The sequence below is a fragment of the Pseudomonas entomophila L48 genome, assembly GCF_000026105.1.
Classification (GTDB): domain Bacteria; phylum Pseudomonadota; class Gammaproteobacteria; order Pseudomonadales; family Pseudomonadaceae; genus Aquipseudomonas; species Aquipseudomonas entomophila.
Genome location: NC_008027.1, coordinates 2,619,836 through 2,639,115 on the forward strand (window position 1 = coordinate 2,619,836; position 19,280 = coordinate 2,639,115).

The 19,280-nt window shown below is 63.1% G+C and carries 12 protein-coding genes and 2 pseudogenes; 4 read left to right on the forward strand and 10 right to left on the reverse strand.

Annotation, left to right across the window (positions count from 1 at the left end; translation table 11 throughout):
* Positions 1–205: 205 nt before the first annotated feature.
* On the reverse strand, positions 206–1,525 hold the full coding sequence (gene basC, locus PSEEN_RS11645; RefSeq protein ID WP_011533705.1) for a putative histamine N-monooxygenase: 1,320 nt from the start codon (positions 1,523–1,525) through the stop codon (positions 206–208).
* Positions 1,526–1,607: 82 nt separating this feature from the next.
* Positions 1,608–5,906, reverse strand: a complete 4,299-nt coding sequence (locus PSEEN_RS11650) for an amino acid adenylation domain-containing protein (protein WP_231845305.1) — start codon at positions 5,904–5,906, stop codon at positions 1,608–1,610.
* Positions 5,907–6,040: 134 nt separating this feature from the next.
* Between PSEEN_RS11650 and PSEEN_RS11655 the strand changes: the two genes are divergently transcribed.
* From PSEEN_RS11655 to PSEEN_RS11670, 4 genes are read left to right on the forward strand one after another with little or no spacing between them, the layout of a single operon-like run.
* Positions 6,041–7,210 carry an isochorismate synthase gene (locus PSEEN_RS11655; protein WP_011533707.1) on the forward strand — a complete coding sequence of 390 codons (1,170 nt, stop codon included), beginning with the start codon at positions 6,041–6,043 and terminating at the stop codon, positions 7,208–7,210.
* Positions 7,211–7,229: 19 nt separating this feature from the next.
* Complete coding sequence (locus PSEEN_RS11660) at positions 7,230–9,065, forward strand: (2,3-dihydroxybenzoyl)adenylate synthase (RefSeq protein WP_011533708.1); 1,836 nt, start codon at positions 7,230–7,232, stop codon at positions 9,063–9,065.
* A 60-nt stretch (positions 9,066–9,125) separates the two neighbouring features.
* Positions 9,126–10,337 carry a histidine decarboxylase gene (locus tag PSEEN_RS11665; protein WP_011533709.1) on the forward strand — a complete coding sequence of 404 codons (1,212 nt, stop codon included), beginning with the start codon at positions 9,126–9,128 and terminating at the stop codon, positions 10,335–10,337.
* Positions 10,338–10,368: 31 nt separating this feature from the next.
* Positions 10,369–10,686 (forward strand): isochorismate lyase, encoded by a 318-nt coding sequence (locus PSEEN_RS11670; RefSeq protein ID WP_011533710.1) that lies wholly within the window; start codon positions 10,369–10,371, stop codon positions 10,684–10,686.
* 296 nt (positions 10,687–10,982) lie between these two features.
* Here PSEEN_RS11670 and PSEEN_RS11675 read toward each other — a convergent pair whose 3' ends face one another.
* From PSEEN_RS11675 to PSEEN_RS11700, 8 genes and pseudogenes are all read right to left on the reverse strand, one after another.
* Complete coding sequence (locus PSEEN_RS11675) at positions 10,983–11,567, reverse strand: hypothetical protein (protein ID WP_011533711.1); 585 nt, start codon at positions 11,565–11,567, stop codon at positions 10,983–10,985.
* Positions 11,564–12,016 carry a hypothetical protein gene (locus tag PSEEN_RS11680; RefSeq protein WP_011533712.1) on the reverse strand — a complete coding sequence of 151 codons (453 nt, stop codon included), beginning with the start codon at positions 12,014–12,016 and terminating at the stop codon, positions 11,564–11,566. Before PSEEN_RS11680 ends, PSEEN_RS11675 begins: the two co-directional genes overlap by 4 nt.
* Positions 12,017–12,129: 113 nt before the next feature.
* Positions 12,130–12,402: a DUF7710 domain-containing protein gene (locus PSEEN_RS27295; protein WP_083789168.1), complete on the reverse strand. Its 273-nt coding sequence runs from the start codon at positions 12,400–12,402 to the stop codon at positions 12,130–12,132.
* Between the two features lie 6 nt (positions 12,403–12,408).
* Positions 12,409–12,522: pseudogene (locus PSEEN_RS27300) on the reverse strand (RHS domain-containing protein); the annotation flags it as partial.
* A gap of 154 nt (positions 12,523–12,676) precedes the next feature.
* Entirely contained in the window at positions 12,677–12,973 is a 297-nt protein-coding gene (locus PSEEN_RS11685) for a hypothetical protein (RefSeq protein ID WP_044488034.1), read from the reverse strand.
* 326 nt (positions 12,974–13,299) lie between these two features.
* Positions 13,300–14,058: pseudogene (locus tag PSEEN_RS26630) on the reverse strand (RHS repeat-associated core domain-containing protein); the annotation flags it as partial.
* Between the two features lie 69 nt (positions 14,059–14,127).
* Positions 14,128–14,508: a DUF6896 domain-containing protein gene (locus PSEEN_RS11695; protein ID WP_011533714.1), complete on the reverse strand. Its 381-nt coding sequence runs from the start codon at positions 14,506–14,508 to the stop codon at positions 14,128–14,130.
* On the reverse strand, positions 14,505–19,169 hold the full coding sequence (locus PSEEN_RS11700) for an RHS repeat-associated core domain-containing protein (protein ID WP_011533715.1): 4,665 nt from the start codon (positions 19,167–19,169) through the stop codon (positions 14,505–14,507). The genes PSEEN_RS11695 and PSEEN_RS11700 overlap by 4 nt, the downstream gene beginning before the upstream one ends.
* Between the last annotated feature and the right edge of the window lie 111 nt (positions 19,170–19,280).

A 19,280-nucleotide genomic window follows, 5' to 3' on the forward strand; every position in this document is an offset into this window, starting at 1 on the left:
CCGGCTTGCCGGCGAACCAGACGACACGATGGCTGGCACCGGCTCCGCCGGTGTTCGCCGGCAAGCCGGCTCCTACGGAATATGCGCCGTACCTGTAGGAGCCGGCTTTGCCGGCGAACAGGCCGGTACAATCAGCACGGCATCGCTGATCCCACAGGGGCCGGGCATAAAAAAGGGCCGCTTTTGCGGCCCCGGTCGTTTCTGATCACCCCTCATGCATGCCATAGCGCTGAAACGCCGAACGCTTCGGCAGGCGGTAATGCGGCCGCCCCAGCAACTGGTTGACGATGCTCGCATTGCGGATCGCGGCAATCCCCAGGTCCGGCGAGCCGACGCCATGCTGGAAGATCTCGGCGTTCTGCACGAAGATCCGCCCGGCGCCCTGGTCGCAGCGTTGCGCGGTGAAGTCTTCCCGGACAATGCAGTCGCCATGCTCGTCAGTGGCCAGCACGCTGCCCTTGAGCCGTTCGAACCACTGCGGCCAGGTGTGCCCGTAGCCCGTTGCGGCGACGATCGCATCCGCTTCGAACGCACTGGTCTGCTCCAGTTCACGGTGGCGGTAATTGATGCGCAGCCGCCCGCCGACATCCTCGACACGCTCCACCTCGCAGTTGGACAGCAGCGTAAGACCGGTGTCGGCGCCACCGACGGAACGCTCGTAGATCAGGTCGTAGATATCGCCGATGGTCGAGAAACTGATGCCCTTGTACAGCAGCCCTTGCCCGGCGACGATTTCGCGGCGCCGCTCCCGTGGCAGGCTGTGGAAGTACTCCATGTAGGACGGGGTGAAGCACTCCTGCCCGAGCTTGGAATACTCCATCGGGTGGAAGCCTTGGGAGCGGGTGATCCAGCGAATCGACGCACCCGCCGCGACGCGTTCCGGAGTCAGCCCGTTGAACAGTGCCAGCACGCATTCCGCCGCACTTTGCCCCGAACCGATCACCGTCACCTGCTTGCACTGGGCCAACTGCGCCTGGCGCTTGGCGAACTCGGCCGAGTGCAGGATCGGCGCCGTGCTCTTGACCTGCGCCCAGCGCGGCAGCAGCGGCGAGGTGCCGACGCCCACCGACAGGTGCTGGCTGTAGTACTGGCGCTTGTACCCGGACAGCGACTGGCTCTCGATCAGGAAGCGCCCGGCGTTGGCGTCGTAGCGCACATCGCAGACTTCTTCGCCGAAATGGCAGCTCGCCAGTTGCTGCGAAGCCCAGCGGCAGTAATGGTCGTACTCGCGGCGCGGCACCTGGAAGTTGTCGTAGTAGTAGAACTGGTACAGACGCTCGTGCTGGTGCAGGTAGTTCAGGTAGCTGAGCTGATGGGTGGGGTCGGCCATGGTCACCAGGTCGGCGAGAAACGGCACTTGCAACGTGGTGCCCGGCAGGATCAACCCTTCGTGCCAGCGAAACTCCACCTTGCGGTCAAGGAAGACACCGCTCACGCCAGGATGCTTGGCGAGCAGCGCGGCAAGGCCCAGGTTGAACGGGCCGATACCGATGCCAGCGATATCCACAGTGGGTAAGTCCTTCATCCGATCCATCTCCTTTGGTGCAGCAGTTCAAGAAGGCGCGGCCAGCGTTGCTGGCGCCGCGCCCTGATTCGTATCGTGTGATTCAGCCGAGCAGCCGCTCGACCTCTTGGGCGTTGCGGCAGCGCAACAGCTGGCCGGGCGAGAGCGACACACCGAACTGCGCCTGCAACTGGGCCGCGACGGCTTTCAGGTGCGGGGGGCGCAAGCCCAGGCTGATGAAGTCCACCGCGCTGTCGGTGCCGGCCTCGTTCGAGTGGCCCAGCACCTGCAAGTAGATCGCCAGCACTTTGTCCCGCACTGAGGCGGTGGCTGGCGCGCTCAGCAGCTCACGGGCGCGGCGCCGATCCGGCTTGCCGTTCTGCGACAGCGGCAGGGCGGCGACACCTAGCAGGCGCGTGGGCACATGGGAGTGGGGCAGGTGTTCACGGGCGTAGTCGCGCAGCTCGGCCATGCTGGGCTCGGCCGCCTGCGGATCGCAGACATACAGCGCGCCCAGGCACACCTCGCCCAGGCGCGGCTCGCCGTAGTCGACCACCAGCACATGGCGCAAGGCCGGGTGCTGGTTGAGCACCATCTCGATGTCCGGCAGCGAGACCCGCACCCCGCGCACTTTCACGTAGCCATTGACGCGGCTGTCGAACAGCAAGGTGCCGTCGACGCGATAGCGCCCGCAGTCACCGGTGCGGAACGCGCGCACGGCTTGGCCATGCTCGTCGTCCACCGTAATGAAGTCGCTTTGCTGCAAGGCGCCGTCCAGCAGGTAACCCAGCGCCAGGTTGGCCCCGGCCGTGTGGATGCGGCCCACCACGCCCACCGGGCAATGGCGGCCCTGGGCATCGAGCACGAAATAGCGGTTACCCGGTAGCGGCCGGCCATAGGGAATCAGCTTGCGGTCGTCGGCACCGATCTCATGCCAGATGCTCCAGATGGTGGTCTCGGTCGGCCCTCCCAGGGAAATCAGCCTGGCCTGGGGCAGCAGTTCACGCAGCCCGGCGATCACCGCCGGCTTGATGTAGTCGCCGCCCTGGGCGATCAGGCGCAGGCTCTGCAAACCGTGCTCGCCGCGACAGGCCAGGAGCATTTCCAGGATCGCCGGCACCGAGCACCACAGGGTGACCTGGTGCTCTGCCACCAGCTGGTTCCAGCGCAGCGCGTCCTTGTCTTCGCCGGGCGCCGGCAGCACCAGGGTGGCGCCGGCGGCCAGGCTGCCGAACACATCGAACACCGACATGTCGTGGTGCAGCGGGGTGACCGAGAGGAACACATCGCGCTCGGTCACCCGCCACTCGGCCAGCGTGCTGCCGATCACGTTGGCCGTGGCACGGTTGTTCAGCACCACGCATTTCGGTTTGCCGGTGGTGCCTGAGGTGTACAGGTAATACCCCGGCGCTTCGTTCAGCGACAGATCGGCCAGGTGGCCGGGCGCCGCCGCAGGCGTGGCGAGCAGGGCCGCGCAGGTGGTGCTGGGCTGCTCGAGTGTTTGCGCTTGGCCAAGCACCACCAGGTCCGGGTGGCAGTTCTCCAGCAGGTAGTGACGGCGTTCGGCCGGCGCCGCCACGTCGATCGGCACCCAGATCACCCCGGTCAAGGCACAGGCCAGGGTCAGCATCGTGTGTTCCGGGCTGCGTGGCAGGCAGATGGCGACCACCTGGCCCTGGCCGATGCCACGGGCGCGCAGCGCAGCGATGATCCGCGCCACGCCGTCGCCGAGCTCGCTGTAGCTGAGCCGTCGCTCACCGCTGATCAGGGCAGTCTTGTGGTTGCCGGGCGTGAACAGGTGGTCGGCGATCCGGGCCAGGTAGCCGTCGCGGCAGGCTGCCTCGACGGGGCTGTTCAGGCGATAGTGGTCGGTGTCGATGAGCGCTGCGGGCGCGAGAGCGAATTCGCCAGCGCCGGCGATCTGCCCGATGGCGCGCCCCAGCGTGCCCAGGAAGTCGCTGACCAGCGCCGGGGCGAGCACTTCACGAGCGTAGTCGATGTCCAGTTGCAGCGCGCCGTCGGCATCGGCCCAGAAACGGATGTCCATGGCCACTTGCGGCGTCTGGGTCAGGCCGCCCTGCAGGCGCATGGCGCTGTCGGAAGGCGCCACCGGCCAGGAGAAGCCGTTGGTGATCACCACCGGCAGCACCGGGCCGGGGCCGTGCCGCTCGAACAGCTGGCGCGCCAGGTCGACACCGGAGTAAGCCAGGTGCTGCAAGCCTTCCAGTACATCCACTTGGAGCCCGGCTGAGCGTTCGGCGAAGCTGCCGGCGGCGCGGTTCCAGTTGATGGCGAGGAAGCTGGAGCGGTTGGCGAAGGCCGCGTCGCTGGGCGGGGCCACCGGGACCGCGACGCACAGGCCGCCTTCGCTGACCCAGTGCGACAGCACTTCGAGGATCACCGCCATCAGCGTGGTGTTCTTGAACAGCCGTTGGCGAGCGCCCACCATGCAGAACTTCTTGAACGTCTCACGGGGCACGACCAGGCTTTGCCGCTCGTAGCGGGCGACACCGGCTTGGTCCAGCGGCACGCTCCAGGGCAGGCGAGGGGCGCCGTCGACTGCGGCCAGCTTGGTATTCCAGTAGGCGGCATCGGCCGTGCGTTGTTCGGTCTGGTCTGCCTTTGGGGCGCCGGTATCGACTTGGGGTGTTTCTTCCAGCTGGCCTTCGAACAGTTCCACCAGCAGCGTGGCGATGGAGCGGCCATCGAGAATCAGTGCATCGAGACGCACGAACACCACCCGCTCGCCGTGCGCCAGGTGGAACACCGTGACGTTCCAGGGCGAGCGGTCCAGCGGCGAGAGGGCATGGGCGTAGTCCTCGCGGCGTGCGTCGATAACGCCGAGGGCTTCAGCCAGCGGCAGGTGGCCGAGGTCGACTTCATCCAGGTTCAGGCGCACCTCGTCACTGACGTACTGCACGCGCCTGTCGGCATCGATGCGGGTGCGCAGGCTCGGGTGGCGGCGCACCATCGCGTCCAGACGGCTGCGCAGCACGGCGCTGTCCATCATGCCGCGGTATTCGCGGAACTCCTGCATGGCCACGCCGCCCAAGGGCATCTGCGTGGTGCGGCCCAGCAGGTAGGCCTGTTGCAGCGGGTTGAGCGGGCGCTTTTCCGGTGCGCGGGGCAGTGCCTGATCCAGTGTGGCGGGTTGGCGGGCGACCTCGCTTGCCAGGTCGACGAAGCGTTCGAACAACTGCGTCACCCAGGCCTCGGGCAGGGCATCGAGGCGGATATCCCAGTTAATCAGGATGCCGCCGTCGGCGCAGGCGATCTGCGCATCCAGGGCGACCTGCGGGCCTTGCGAGATCAGCCAGCCCAACGGGCCGAAGGCGTTCTTCACGCGTGGTGAAAAAAGTTCCTTGCCGGGCATGTCCAGCGCCGCGGTGAACACCACCGGGGCCAGCTGCGGCGTGCCGTGGTGGCGCGACAGGTCGCGCATCAGGTTCACCCCGGGGTAGGCGCTGTGCGCCATGCAGGCTGCCGTGGTTTTGGCCAACTGGTTGCACAGCGCTGCGATATCGGGTGCCGCATCGAGGTCGACATCAACGATCAGTACGTTGGCGAACTCGCCGACAATGCGTTCGACACCGTCGATCAGCGGCGCCCGCCAGAAGCTGGGCACGTTGAGGCGGAACTGGCGGTCGCCGGTCTGGGCGCCTAATGCGCTGGCGAACAGGCCGAGCATCAGGGTGGACAAGGTCACTTTGCGCTCGCGCGCCAGCTGCCTCAGCGCAATGTGCTGATTGGCATCGAGCCAGGTGGTCAGGCGCTGGCTGTGGGCCTGGGCGGGTTGCACGTCGAGCAGGGGCAGGGTAGGGGCCGGCGCGATGCTGTCGAGGCGGGCACGCCACCATTGGCGGTCACGTTCCTGCGTGGCTTTCAAGGCCGGGTCGGCACGCACGGCGTCCCACCAGGCGAAGAAACTCGGCGGGGTGGCGACAGGCGCGTCCGGGGCCTCGTAGCAGCGCGCCAGGTCTTCCATCAGAACGCGCAGGCTCGAGGGGTCGATGGCGATCATGTCAGTGTCGACATGCAGGCGTGAACGTTCGCCCTCCAGTTGGCTGACACTGAAACGTGCCGCGCAGCCATGGCGCAGGTCCAGTTGCTGGTGGGTCCAGGCTTCACGCTTGCGCAGCAGGCGCTGCGCGACTTCCGGTTCAGCAAGGCCGCGCAGGTCGTCGACCTCCAGGCGCGGCGCCTGTTCCATAGGCGCGATGCCTTGCAGGCCATCCTGGTCGATGCGCAGGCGCAGCATCGGGTGCAGCAGGGAAACCTGTTGGAGCGCTGCACGCAGCCGCTCCAGGTCAATGGCGTGGCCATCGAACTCGGCATACAGATGAGCTGAAACTTTCCCTAAAGCCGCATGAGCAGTGCGCCCGATCCAACAGGCCGCTTGCATTGAAGTTAACTCTCTCATGGGTCACTCGTATCGCGTGATTGACAAGTCCAGAAATATGGCGCCTCCTATTAAAGATGATAATGATTAAGATTAATATCATTATTTCTTTCGAATAAGCAGGAGGCTTAACCGAGATGAGAGCGAGTACGCTCATGACGACTGGCATGGATGAAGAGCAGGTCGCCGACCGTTCCATGGCCTTTTCCTTTACCTCGGGTGACCGAGAATTGGTCGTCAACGGTGCGTTGCAACGCATCGATACCCCGGCCGTCGGTGGCGAAGACGCCGACAGCCTGTTGCAGAAGACCCTCGCCCACGCCTTCGACCAGGCGCGCCGGGCAGGGCAGGCCAACCCTCTCGTGGTCGGCGCCATTCCCTTCGACCCCAGCGAACCTTCCTGCCTGTACATTGCCCGCGAGTCGCACTGGCGTGCGCGTGAAGCCACCGCAGCAGGGGGCGAGTTGCCGACGCTGGTCGAGCAAAAGCCGATTCCAGAAGAGGACGCGTTCAAGCGCTCGGTGGAGCACGCCATCGTCAACTTCCGCCACAGCGATGTGCGCAAGGCGGTGCTGTCGGTGCAGCGCGAACTGGTGTTCGCCGACGCGGTCGACGTCGATGTACTGCAGCGCAACCTGCGCGCGCAGAACCCCAGCGGCTATCACTTCCGCGTGCCCCTGGCCGATGGCGCCACCTTGCTTGGGGTCAGCCCCGAGCTGCTGGTGCGCAAGGAGGGCGCGAACTTCATCTCCAACCCGCTGGCCGGTTCGGCCAGGCGCATGGCCGACCCCGAAGCCGACAAGCGCAATGCCGACTGGCTGGTGGCGTCGGAGAAGGACCACTACGAACACGGCTTCGTCACCCAGGACATCGCCGCTCGGGTCGGCGAGCTGTGCACCCGTCTCGATGTGCCGCAGCGCCCGTCGTTGATCAGCACCCCAGCGCTGTGGCACCTGTCCACGCGCATCGAGGGCAATCTGATCGACCCACAGGTGACCGCACTGCAACTGGCCTGCCGCCTGCACCCAACCCCGGCGGTGTGCGGCTTCCCCACCGAGCGGGCGCGGCGCCTGATCCGCTTCGTCGAGCCCGCCGAGCGCGGCCAGTTCACCGGCATGGTGGGCTGGTGCGACGCTGAAGGGAACGGCGAGTGGGTGGTGACCATCCGCTGCGGCACCGTCAAGCACAACCGCGTGCGGCTGTTCGCCGGCGCCGGCATCGTCGAAGCCTCGCAACCGGCGGCGGAATGGGCGGAAGTCCAGACCAAGCTCGGCACCATGCTGCGCGCTTGCGGGCTGGCACATTAACCAAGGACGTTCGAACACCATGACCATCGAATTCACGGACTGGCCACAGGACCGTGCGCAGCGCTATCGCGACGCCGGCTACTGGATCGACCAGCCGCTCACCGAGATCCTCCATTCCCGTTGCCAGGCGCAACCACAAGCCCTGGCGATCATCTGCGGGGAACGTCGCTTCACCTACGGCGAGCTCGACACCCTGTCCTCGATCCTGGCCTCGCGCCTGGCCGAGCAGGGCCTTGGCCAGGGCGACACGGCCCTGGTGCAGCTGCCCAACGTGGCGGAGTTCTATATCGTCCTGTTTGCCTTGCTCAAGGCCGGGATCGTGCCGCTCAACGCGTTGTTCAGCCATCGTCGGCTGGAGTTGACCGCCTACGCCAAGCAGATCGTGCCCAAACTGCTGATCGCCTCCCGCGAGCACGAAGTGTTCCGCGACGACGCCTATGTGCAGGCCTTCGCCGAAGTCGGCGCGGCGCCTGCGGTGACGTTACTGCTGGGTGAGTCGGACCCTGCCGCCAGCCTGGCGCACTGGATCGAAACCCCTGGCAGCCAGCCGGTGGCATACGCGCCAACGGCGGCCGACCAGGTGGCGTTGTTCCAGCTGTCCGGTGGCAGCACCGGGATCCCCAAGTTGATTCCGCGCACCCACAACGACTACCACTACAACGCCCGCGCCTGCGCCGATGTCTGCGCGCTCAACGCCCACACCCGCTTCCTCTGCGCGGTGCCGGCGGCGCACAACTTCCTGCTCAGCTCGCCCGGCGCACTGGGCGTGTTCCATGCCGGTGGCTGCGTGGTGATGGCTGCCAGCCCCGAGCCGCTGAGCTGCTTCGCGCTGGTCGAGCAGCACGAGGTCAACACCGTCGCGCTGGTGCCGAGCGCCGTTGCCCTGTGGCTGCAAGCCGCGCCGGCGCACCGTGACAAACTGCAATCGCTGGCCTACCTGCAAGTGGGCGGCGCGGTGTTCGCCGACTCGCTGGCACGCCAGGTGCCCGGCGTGCTGGGTTGCCAGCTGCAGCAGGTGTTCGGCATGGCCGAGGGGCTGATCAACTACACCCGTCTGGACGACAGCGACGAGCAGATCTTCACCACACAGGGCCGCCCGGTCAGCCCGGACGATGAAATCAAGATCGTCGATGAACAGGGCGTGCCCGTGGCCCCTGGCGAACCTGGCATGCTCGCCACCCGTGGCCCCTATACCTTCTGCGGCTACTACAAGGCCCCCGAGCAGAACGCCAGTGCCTTCGACGCCGAGGGCTTCTACTACTCCGGCGACCTGGTGGTGCTGACCCCCAGTGGCGACCTGCGCGTGGTCGGCCGGATCAAGGACCAGATCAACCGCGGCGGCGAGAAGGTCGCCTCGGAAGAGATCGAGAACCTGCTGGTGCTGCACCCGGAAGTCACCCACGCCGGCCTGGTGGCCATGCCCGACGAGGCGCTGGGTGAAAAGAGCTGTGCCTTCGTCGTCTCGCGCAACCCCAGCCTCAAGGCCCCGGCCTTGCGCCGTCACCTGATGGAACTGGGTATCGCCGAGTACAAGCTGCCCGACCGCATTCGCCTGATCGAGGCCATGCCGCTCACCGCGGTGGGCAAGATCGACAAGAAGCAGTTGCGCCACCTGGTGAGTGTGGAGAACACCCGTACCTGGCTGCAGACCCGTCTACGCCAGCTGATCGAGGACAGCGAGGAGCTGGACCCGGAAGAGAACCTGATCTTCTACGGCCTCGATTCGCTGCAGGTCATGAAGCTGGCCGCCGAGCTCAAGGCGCGCGGCATCGAGGTGAGCTTCGAAGAGCTGGCCAGCACGCCGACCCTGGCCAGCTGGTGGGCGTTGGTGGAGGCGCGCCAGAAGGCCGCCTGATGTACTGCGGGCCGCGCTGCGCAGGGCGCGGCCCGCAAGTCAATTTAAAAGGAGTTGGATATGACTTTGTCTTCTGCCGACCAGGCCCGGCTGGATCAATTCTGGGAGCATTGCCTGAAAAACCAGTATTTCAATATCGGCTATCCGGAAAACGCCGATTTCAACTACGCCCAGCTGCACCGCTTCCTGCGTTTCTCCATCAACAACTGCGGCGACTGGGCCGAGCCGGGCAACTACCTGCTCAACTCGTTCGACTTCGAGAAGGACGTGATGGCGTACTTCGCCGAGCTGTTCAGCATTCCTCTCGAAGAGAGTTGGGGCTACGTCACCAATGGCGGCACCGAGGGCAACATGTTCGGCTGCTACCTGGCGCGGGAACTGTTCCCCACCGGCACCCTGTACTACTCGAAGGACACCCACTATTCGGTGGCCAAGATCGTCAAGTTGCTGCGCATCGACTGCCGCGCGGTGGAGTCGCTGCCCAACGGTGAGATCGACTACGACGACCTGATGGCGAAGATCGCCGCCGACCAGGAGCAGCACCCGATCATCTTCGTCAATGTCGGTACGACCATGCGCGGTGCGATCGACAATATCGCCACCATCCAGCAGCGCCTGGAGGAAGTGGGGATCCCACGTGAGGACTACTACCTGCATGCCGACGCGGCGCTCAGCGGGATGATCCTGCCCTTCGTCGATAACCCGCAGCCGTTCAACTTCGCCGATGGCGTCGACTCGATCTGCGTCTCCGGGCACAAGATGATCGGCTCGCCGATCCCCTGCGGCATCGTCGTGGCCAAGCGCGAGAACGTCGAGCGCATCTCGGTGGACGTTGACTACATCCGCGCCAACGACAAGACCATCAGCGGCTCGCGCAACGGCCACACGCCGATGATGATGTGGGCCGCGCTGCGCAGCCATTCACCGGCACAGTGGCGGCGGCGGGTGCGGCACAGCCTGAACAGCGCGCAGTACGCGGTCGACCGCCTGCAGGCCGCCGGTATCGACGCCTGGCGCCACGACAACTCGATCACCGTGGTGTTTCCGTGTCCGTCGTCGCGCATTGCCCGCAAGTACTGCCTGGCCACTTCCGGCGACACCGCGCACCTGATCACCACCCCGCACCATCAGGACAAGAGCATGATCGATGCCCTGATCGACGAGGTGATCGCCGAGCACCAGCCCAACGAGTGGCGCGCCGGCCTCGGCCTCGCGGGCCTGGACGGCGTGCCGCCCGAGCGTGTCGCCGCCTCGCATTTCGACGTTATCTGACCTTTTCCCTTTGTTGATTCGAGACCCTTTCATGCTGCAACCTAAAACCCCTGAAGCCTGCACCAGCCTCACCGACATTCGCGCCGGCATCGACTTTCACGACCGGCAGATCTTCGAGGCGCTGGTGAAGCGCCTTGGCTACGTCAAGGCCGCGGTGCAGTTCAAGGCCAACGAACAGGCGATCCCGGCGCCGGAGCGTGTCGCCGCGATGCTTCAGGACCGCCTCGAATGGGCGGCCAGTGAAGGGTTCGATGCACAGTTCATCGAGCAGCTGTACACGCTGATCATTCACTGGAACATCGACCAGCAGATCCAGCATTGGCGATCGATTCATGGCGAGAAGGCCTGATCGGTAGGGGCGTTAAGCACCGCCTGAAACATGATTGCAAGCGCTATGGCGGGGCAAGTCCGCGTCCACACCCACCTAAAGCCTTGCGCGAACCCCTGTGGGAGCGGCCTTGTGTCGCGAAAGGGCTGCGTAGCGGCCCCAGGATTTCGGTATTGAGCAAATATCGCTGGGGCCGCTTTGCGGCCCTTTCGCGACACAAGGCCGCTCCCACATGGGCTACGCCTTGCCGTACCTGTAGGAGCCGGCTTTGCCGGCGAACACCGGCAAAGCCGGTGCCAAGCCCCGCACAACCTGCTTCACGGCGAGCGACGCAACAGCGCCCGGCGCAAATGCCTGTAGGCGGCAGGTGCCTGGCGAGGCACGGGAAGCGCGACAAGGTCGCAAGGCTGCATCGTTGCCCTGACCCCATTGGTCGAAATCCGCCCGGTCACCCCGAACGACGGGCGGTCGCATTCCAATGTGCGCACCTGGTACGCAGCACGCAGGCATTTCAGGTTGAAGCGGATTACGAAGTCCTCATCGACAATCAGCGCGCCTTCGCGCCAGTCGTCCCAGAAATAGATCTTCAAGGGGCGCCTCGCCAGGCAGCGTCGGATTACGCTCGTCAGCCTGACCCCCGGCGGGAAGTCGAAGCCATCGCCCAGGTCCTGGCTTGCCTGGAAGTAACGCTTGTACCCCAACTGGATGCGGCGCTGACCATGCTCCACCCAAAACGCCCGCTCCCAGAAATGGAAGTCATCGCGCTCACCTATCAAGTCGAAGCCAGTTGTGACCAGGGCGTCGGCGGAGAAGTCCTGAAGCCCAAAGGTAGTCGCCCGCGCGATCTGGCCTGCCTTCAAGAAGCTGGCGAGCAGGGCGAAAGAATCGCAGCGGACCGTCATTGCGGCTCAAGCCCTTGGGCGGCACGCCTGGCTGCCTTTTCCCGCGCCACAACCAATCTCAGCTGGTATTGGTAACGCGCGGTCTCCACGACATCCTCGTCTTCGTCATGCAGGAGGCGTTCGAGAATGGGCAGTGGCGTTTTCTTGTTGACGGCAATCCGCGTTCGCACGTTGCTGCTCACATCCCGCGACAAGCGTTCGAACAGTTCCGGTGACAGCTTGCGCTTTTCAGCGACAAAGGTCCTGAGCCGTTCACCGAAATTGCACAGGTACTCCAGGATCTCCAGGGGGACGGTCTTGTTGTGGATCACCCATTGGCGATAGTCGGAGTATTTATCGATGACCTCGTACCAGACGCTGAGCGGGACTTCTTCCCAAGCGGAACGGTCGTATTCGCTTTTAAGGCGGCTGCTACGCAGGCGGATGAATTCTTCGGCGTCTTCGATCATGAGGGTTGCTCTTTAGGGGTATTGGCGCTCAGGTGTTTGGCGGGGAGGATGTAATTAGCTTGAGTGGTGAAAAATCAGCAACGCCCAGGGCTTCAGCCGCTGCTGTACAGCCTTCATTCGAGGCTGCCGCGTTCGAAATGAAAGTGTGCTTGCGCGGCGGACGAAAATTTCTGGATAAAAGCCGGAGATTTTTCTTTTTCGCGCTTGACGTGGAAGTGCCCGTTTTCGATTGCCCATTCGTAAACTGAAATACCCACGGGGTATTGAGTGAGCACGCCGCTAAGCGAATGCGCTTTTATCCAGTCTTCTGCGTCGGCGTACGCCGAGAAGACGGCAGACGGAAACCTACCCTCTTCACCAGTAAAAATCCAAACGGAGTTAATGATAAATGCTCATTGGCTGATTGAGTGTAAGGGCACCGAACGGGCAGTGCCCCAGGCCTTGTAATGTCTTGCCCAAGCAGTTTGGCCGTGTTTATCGGCCAGCTCCATCGGTGTACCGAAGTGAACGCAGTGGTACCTGAAACCGTGTCGAGCGGTTGTGGTTCACCTCGACATACCGCAGCGGGTCCTAGCCAACATTTTGTGTGAGGTAAGATATAACCTGGTTACCCGCTACGATAAATTAACAGGGCTTTTTCAGATGGCCTTAGGGAGTGTTTCATGTTAATTGAATTGCTTTGGTGATTTGGGCTTTTAGACTCTCTATGTTTTTTGCTGTTCCATGATACACAGGGTTCTCCCAGTCATGATTCTTGATTAGCATCACATGGAATTTTCCCTTGATGCTAAAAGAAGGTCGCCACCCCACATCTAGGATCAAGTTTCCAGGAAACTCAACTTGCAGCATGTCTTCTTTGAGGTCGTCTATATGAGACTCGATCGGTTGTGATTCTTCAATGTTGAAATCGTTAAAGGTAATGTTGCCTGCCTTGGCAGAGAAATCAATGTCAATCATTTTGTTAGCCTCTTGTACTCAGCTAGTGAGATTGGGTGCCCGTGAATGGTGCCTCCACTTTCCTCAACCCGCATCCATCTACTTTCTTTGCCTTCGCTAGCGCCTATCACTTCTCCTAAATCTTTGACCTTCCAAGACTTCCCATTGGTAACTGGCTGTCCGTCTCTGTGAACCGATCTTTCCAGAGCCTCAATGTCTGTTCCTGGCTTGTATTTTGCCGGGCCTTTTTTTGTTGACTTTACTATGTCTTTCCATGAGGAGTTTTTTGGGGCTACATGTTTGTAACCATGGGGGGTCCACTCTGGCTCTTTATCTGGGCAGCAATTTTTCTGCAGCCCCAATGGATCGACCCATCCAAGCGGGTTTGGAGCATATTCAAATAAGTTGAGTCCGCCCGAATAGCTAATAGGATCTTGGCAGATGAAGCGGGCGGCTTTCGGATCATAGTAGCGATAGCGATTGTAGTGCAGCCCGGTCTCATGGTCGTGGTACTGCCCCTGGAAGCGCAGCGGGTTGCCCAGCCCCTGCTGCTTGGCCCACGCCGAGCGCTCCTCTTGCACCTCGCCCCACGCCTTGTAGTGTCCTGACCACGCGACATTGCCCTGCTCATCGGTCAGTTCCATCGGCGTACCGAGGTGGTCGCAGTGGTACCAGGCAATCGCCTCGAACGGCTGCGGTTTCACCTCGGTGTGCCACAGCGGATCCTGATCGAAGTCGTACTCGCGCTGGCTCCAGTCCGGCTGCTTGTGCAGGCGGATCGGACTCTTGCGCAGGGCCTGGGCGACCGGCACGAAGCTGCCGGGTTCGTACAGGTAGTGCACGGTGCGGCCGGTGTCGCCCTCGTCGCGTGGCGGTGAGCTTTCCCAGGCTAGGGTGTCGCCATCCCAGCCGAACAGGGTGAAGCCACAACCGAGTTCACGTTGACGCTTGGCCCGTTGCAGTTGGTTCCAGCCGGTCCCCGCCTCGGGGCGGTCCCAGAAATGCGCCACCGAATGCTTGTGCAAACGCCGGCCCAAGGCATCGTAGCTGTAGTCGACCTTGAGCTTATCGTCGTTGTAGCTGGCCAGCCGGTCGAACAGGTTCCAGGCGAGCGAATAGGGGGTAGTTTATTTTCTCTACATGAGGCTATTAAAAATAAAGCCGTTCCCTGTTGCTCAATTATTTATATGGCATATGCGCAGGAGCTCCTCAATGTCGTCGTCATTGTGTGAGTGGTAGTACTTTCCAAGTAGCTCAATCTCCATCGCCTCTATTGAAGATAAATAGCTCTGAATTCTCCAGGTGTCGAGCTTTCTTGGGTTTTCTTCCATGTCGTCATGGGCGTCTATTAGTTCGCCTGTGGCGCACTTTTTAAAGCATACTCCTGCTCCGTGCTTGTTGAACTCCCAAGACTCCTGGTTAATTTTTATAGCTCCATGTTTTGGCCAGTTTTTTTCATTCTTTGTCAGTATCAGGTAGGCGTATACTAGTTGCTGCTGAATGTCCGAAAAGGCTTTCGTTATCTCAATGAATTCTTTTTCTGTGATTTTTTTCATGAGCACCTCGATTCATACATGTCATTCTCAAGTTTCTTTGCGGTTTCTGGATCAACTTCATGTACTATAACTGGAGCCTTGGGTATACCTGCTTTGCTCGCAGCCTGAGCTCTATGATGTCCGTCGATTATTATTATCTGGCCATTGACCTCTGCTACATCCACCGGGTGATCATGATCGTAGCCGTTCTTTCGCATCTTTGAAGCAAGTTTGTCAACTTTATTTCGCGACATTTCTGCGCGAGTCTGCCTGGATCTTAGGTTTCTTGGGTCAATTTCTTTCGGCTTGTCTGGGCAGATCTCACAGCTGCATACTGTGTCACCCATTTTTTTAGATAGACCTAGCGGGTCGATCCAGGAAATAGGATTGGGGGAGTAGACAAATAAATTTAAGCCGCCAGAATATTTTATAGGGTCGCTGCTTATAAATCTGCCAAGTTTGAAGTCGAAATATCGATAGCGATTGTAGTGCAGCCCCGTCTCATGGTCGTGGTACTGCCCTTGGAAACGCAGCGGGTTGTCCAGGCCGTGCTGTTTGGCCCACGCCGAGCGCTCTTCACGTGCTTCGCCCCACGCCTTGTACTGCCCGGCCCAGGCGATATTGCCTTGCTCATCGGTCAGTTCCATCGGCGTGCCGAGGTGGTCGCACTGGTACCAGGCGATCGCCTCGAACGCCTGTGGTTTCACCTCGGTGTGCCACAGCGGATCCTGATCGAAGTCGTACTCGCGCTGACTCCAATCCGGTTGCTTGTGCAGGCGGATCGGACTCTTGCGCAGGGCCTGGGCGACCGGCACGAAGCTGCCCGGTTCGTACAGGTAGTGCACGGTGCGCCCGGTGTCGCCTTCGTCGCGCGGCGGTGAGCTCTCCCAGGCCAGGGTGTCGCCGTCCCAGCCGAACAGGGTGAAGCCGCAGCCAAGCTCGCGTTGGCGCTTGGCCCGTTGCAGCTGGTTCCAGCCGGTGCCTGCTTCCGGGCGATCCCAGAAGTGCGCCACCGAATGCTTGTGCAGGCGCCGGCCCAAGGCGTCGTAGCTGTAGTCGACCTTGAGCTGGTCGTCGTTGTAGCTGGCCAGCCGGTCGAACAGGTCCCAGGTGAAGTGGGCATGTGCGCCGTTATGCAGGCGGTGGATCAGGTTGCCGCGTTCGTCGTATTTGTAGTGGGTTCCGGCGTACTCGCGCAGCAGGTTGTCCATCAGTTTGTTACGACGCGGATCGGCCTCCAGCGGGCGATTCAGTTCCTGAGTTTTCTGGTCGAGCAGGTTACCGGCCGGGTCGAAGGCGAAGGTTTCCACGCCCAGGCGGCTGGTGGCCTTGAGCAGGCGGCCGACGGGGTCGTACTGGTACTCCAATGGCCCGCGACGGCTGTCGTGGATGTTGCTTAGCTGGCCAGCGGCGTCGTAGCGGTACTGACGCTTGAGCAAGGTGGACTGGCCGTCATGGCTGCCCAACAGTTGCTCCTGCAAACGCCCGGCCGGGTCCCAGGCCTGGGTCTGCATCAGCTGATTGCCCTGGTGCCGCACGACTTCACGGTGCAGGTCATCGCGCTCGTAGGCCAGCATTTCGTGCTGGTCGAGGGTCATGCCCAGCAGGTGGCCGCTGCCGTAGGTCAGCCAGCTGACCTTGTGGCCATCCGGGCGAATCGTCGCGGTGCGCTGATTGAGCGCGTCGTACTCGTGCTGCCACACCGCAACCATCGGCGTGCCGGTGGCTAGGTAGTGCTGGTGCTCGCGAGTCAGGTTGCCCGCTTCGTCGTGGAACCATTGCAGCTTGCTGGCGGCGTTGATCGCTTGGATCAACTGGCCGTTGCCATCGTAGGCGAAGCTTTCGCTCTGGCTCTGGTTGCCCAGACGGGCCGTACGCTCACGCAAGCGGCCCATCGGGTCGAAGGTCAGCTCGATCCGGCGTTGGCCAACCTGAGTCGAGGCAAGGCGGCCGCTGTACGGGTCGTACTGGTAACGGGTGACCAGGCCATCGAAGCCAGTTTCTTGCAGCAGCCGACCGACCGGGTCGTAGAGGAAGCTGGCCTTGCTGGTGTTTTCGTTTTCCAGCCCGATCAAGCGGCCGAGCTTGTCCCAGCGATAACGCAGGGTGTGCTCGTTGGCGTCGATGCGTTCGGCGAGCATCCCAGCAGCGGTATAGGACCAGGTGGTGCAGCGATCGAGCGCGTCGACGTGGGCCAGCAGACGCCCTTCGGCGTCATAGTTGAAACGCTCCTCGGTCTTGTCCGGGTGAGTGACCTTGGCCAGTTGCCCGGCCTGGTATTCGTAGACGGTCTTGTTGCCGGCGGCATCGGCGAATTCGGTGAGCCGGCCGAAGGCGCTGTACACCCAGCTACTGGTCTTGCCCGAGCAGTCGGTGTACTCAAGCAGTTGTCCGGCAGCGTTGTAGGCGAGCGTCTTCTCGTTGCCCAGCGCATCCTTGATCGCCTTGACCAACCCGGCCGGGGTGTAGGCGAACTCGGTCTTGTGGCCCAGCGGATCGACGCTCTCGACCAGGTTGCCGCGTTCGTCGTAGTCACGTAGCCACAAGCCACCCTCGGCATCACGCAGCTTGATCGGCTGGTCATGATCGTCGTAGGCGTAGTGCACCGTGCTGTGGTCGGCGCGGATATGCTGCAGCAGGTTGCTGCGCTCATCGTAGGTGTAGCGGTCCTGGCTGCCGTCGGGGTGGACGTGGCGGATGACGTTCTTGCGTTCATCGCGGAACAGCCATTCCTCGCGGCCGTCCGGGTGGATCAGGCGGTAGGTGTAACCCAGGGCGTCGTAGTAGTGCCAAGTCTCCTGGCCGTGGGCGTCGGTGACGTAGGTCAGGCGGATGTTCGGGTCCCAGGCCAGGCGGGTCTCGAAGCTGCCGTCGTCGGCCCACTCGTGGATGGCCTTGGCCTGCGGGCCGCTGCCGTCCCATTCGAGGTTGATGCCGCGCCCGGTGCGGTCGGTGTAGCGGGTGATCAGGTGCTGGCGGTACTGATAGTGCCGGGCGGCGCCGTGCTCGTCCTGGGCGGCGATCAGGTCGCCGTGGGCGTTGTAGTGGTAGCCGCACAGCTGGCGCAGCGGCGTGCCGTCGACCACCTGCCACAGGCCTTGCAGGTGGCCGTGGTCGTCGAGCAGGGTGCCCAGTTGCAGGTGGACTTTTTCGGGGTCGTTGTCGGAGTAGGTGTTGATGTCCGACAACACCGGGCGACCTTGGAATTGGTGCTCGTAGTGCAGCATGGCCCCGGCGCCGCTGCGCAGCTGGATGTGCGTCAGGTAGAAGCGGTCACCCTGGCGGGCATAGGTTTCACGGCGGTCCAGGCCACGCAGCAACACCAGTTGCTGCTCGGCGGTGCGCACCAGGCTGAGGTACTCGATCGGGTCATAGTGCGGCTTGCCGACCTTGGGCAGCGGGTAGTCGTGGCTGCGGCCGTCGCTGTCGTGGAACACCACGCCCTTGTCCACGACATCGAGGCAGGTGGTGAATTCGGTGATCCAGCGGGCGCCGAGCGAACCTTGATCGAGCGCCGCCAGTCGCGAGTTGTACACCCGCGTCCAGTTGACCGGGAACGGCCCGGACAGACTGAAATCCTGATGGGCCAGCGTCTCGTCACCGAGCACATGACCAATGCTGAACCCGGTGCAGGCACAGGGTCCGTTCTTCGTAGGCTTGGGCTGCTTGTTGGCGCGAACTTGGCTGCGTACCACTTCGGTCGGCCCTTCGGGGTGGATATGCCGGGCCTGGTGGGTGACGCCGGGGCGAATGGCGACGGCCATACCCGGGCGGCGTGGGTTGGCCAACACGGTGTCGAGCAAGCGGGTCAGCAGCCAGGCGATGCTATTTTCCATACCGGCGCTGCCCAGCGCTTCCAGGCGGCGGGGCACGACTTTGGCCAGGTCCTCGAGGGTGCGCACCAGCGGCCCGAGCAGGGTGTCCAGCTCGCCGCTGAAGTGGCGGGCGACGCTGTTGTAACCGTCCTTGAGGCTGCCTTCGGTGGCGTTGGCCAGGGCCGACAGGGCCAGGCGCCAGGCGTCGGTCTCCAGGGCCGAGTCGTACAGCGCCACCTGGGCCATCTGCGCGCGGGCCAGGCGGTGGCTGCTGGCGGCATCCAGCTTGCCACGGGCGGCGGCGTCGATGGTCTTGGCCAACGAGGTGAACAACAGGCGCGCAGTGTCGGCGGCAGCGCTGAGCATGGCCGGCAACTGGGCCAGGGCCTCGCGCACGTAGTGCTCCAGGGCGCCGCGGATATTGGCGTGCAGATGGCCGTCGATGATTTCCAGGATCACCGCGCCGATGTGCGCGCCGGGGCGGCGGCGCAAGGTCTGGCGGGTCAGCTGCAGCACCGGGCGCAGCACCGTGCGGGCGCGGGACAGGCCGGGTGGATAGGGGACGATGCCGATCAGGTTGATGCCCAGGCTGACCCACACCAGCGGGTCGGGGGAAGGGCTTTCGACCAGTTCGAGGATGTCGATCAGCGCGTCCATGCAGGACAGGGCGTTGGCCATCACCGGCACGCTTTCGGCGGCCTGGCGCAGCAGTTGCAGGTCGACCAGGCCGTAGCTGATTTCCCGCAGCCAGTGGTCGACGGAAGCGGCGGCGGCGCCGAGGTCTTCGCTGAGGAGGGTGTCGAGGGGGGCAATGGCGATCTGGATTTCGCGCGTGGTGAGCGCGGCATCGGCGGGTGCGGCAGACATCGTGAAAGGGCCTTCCTAGGCGGGGGACGCGGGGTCCCGGGTGGTCCGTGAGGGCGAAATGATACTAAGGCGGGGGTGGTTCGGCCATGGGGGAAACCCTGATGCCTCTGT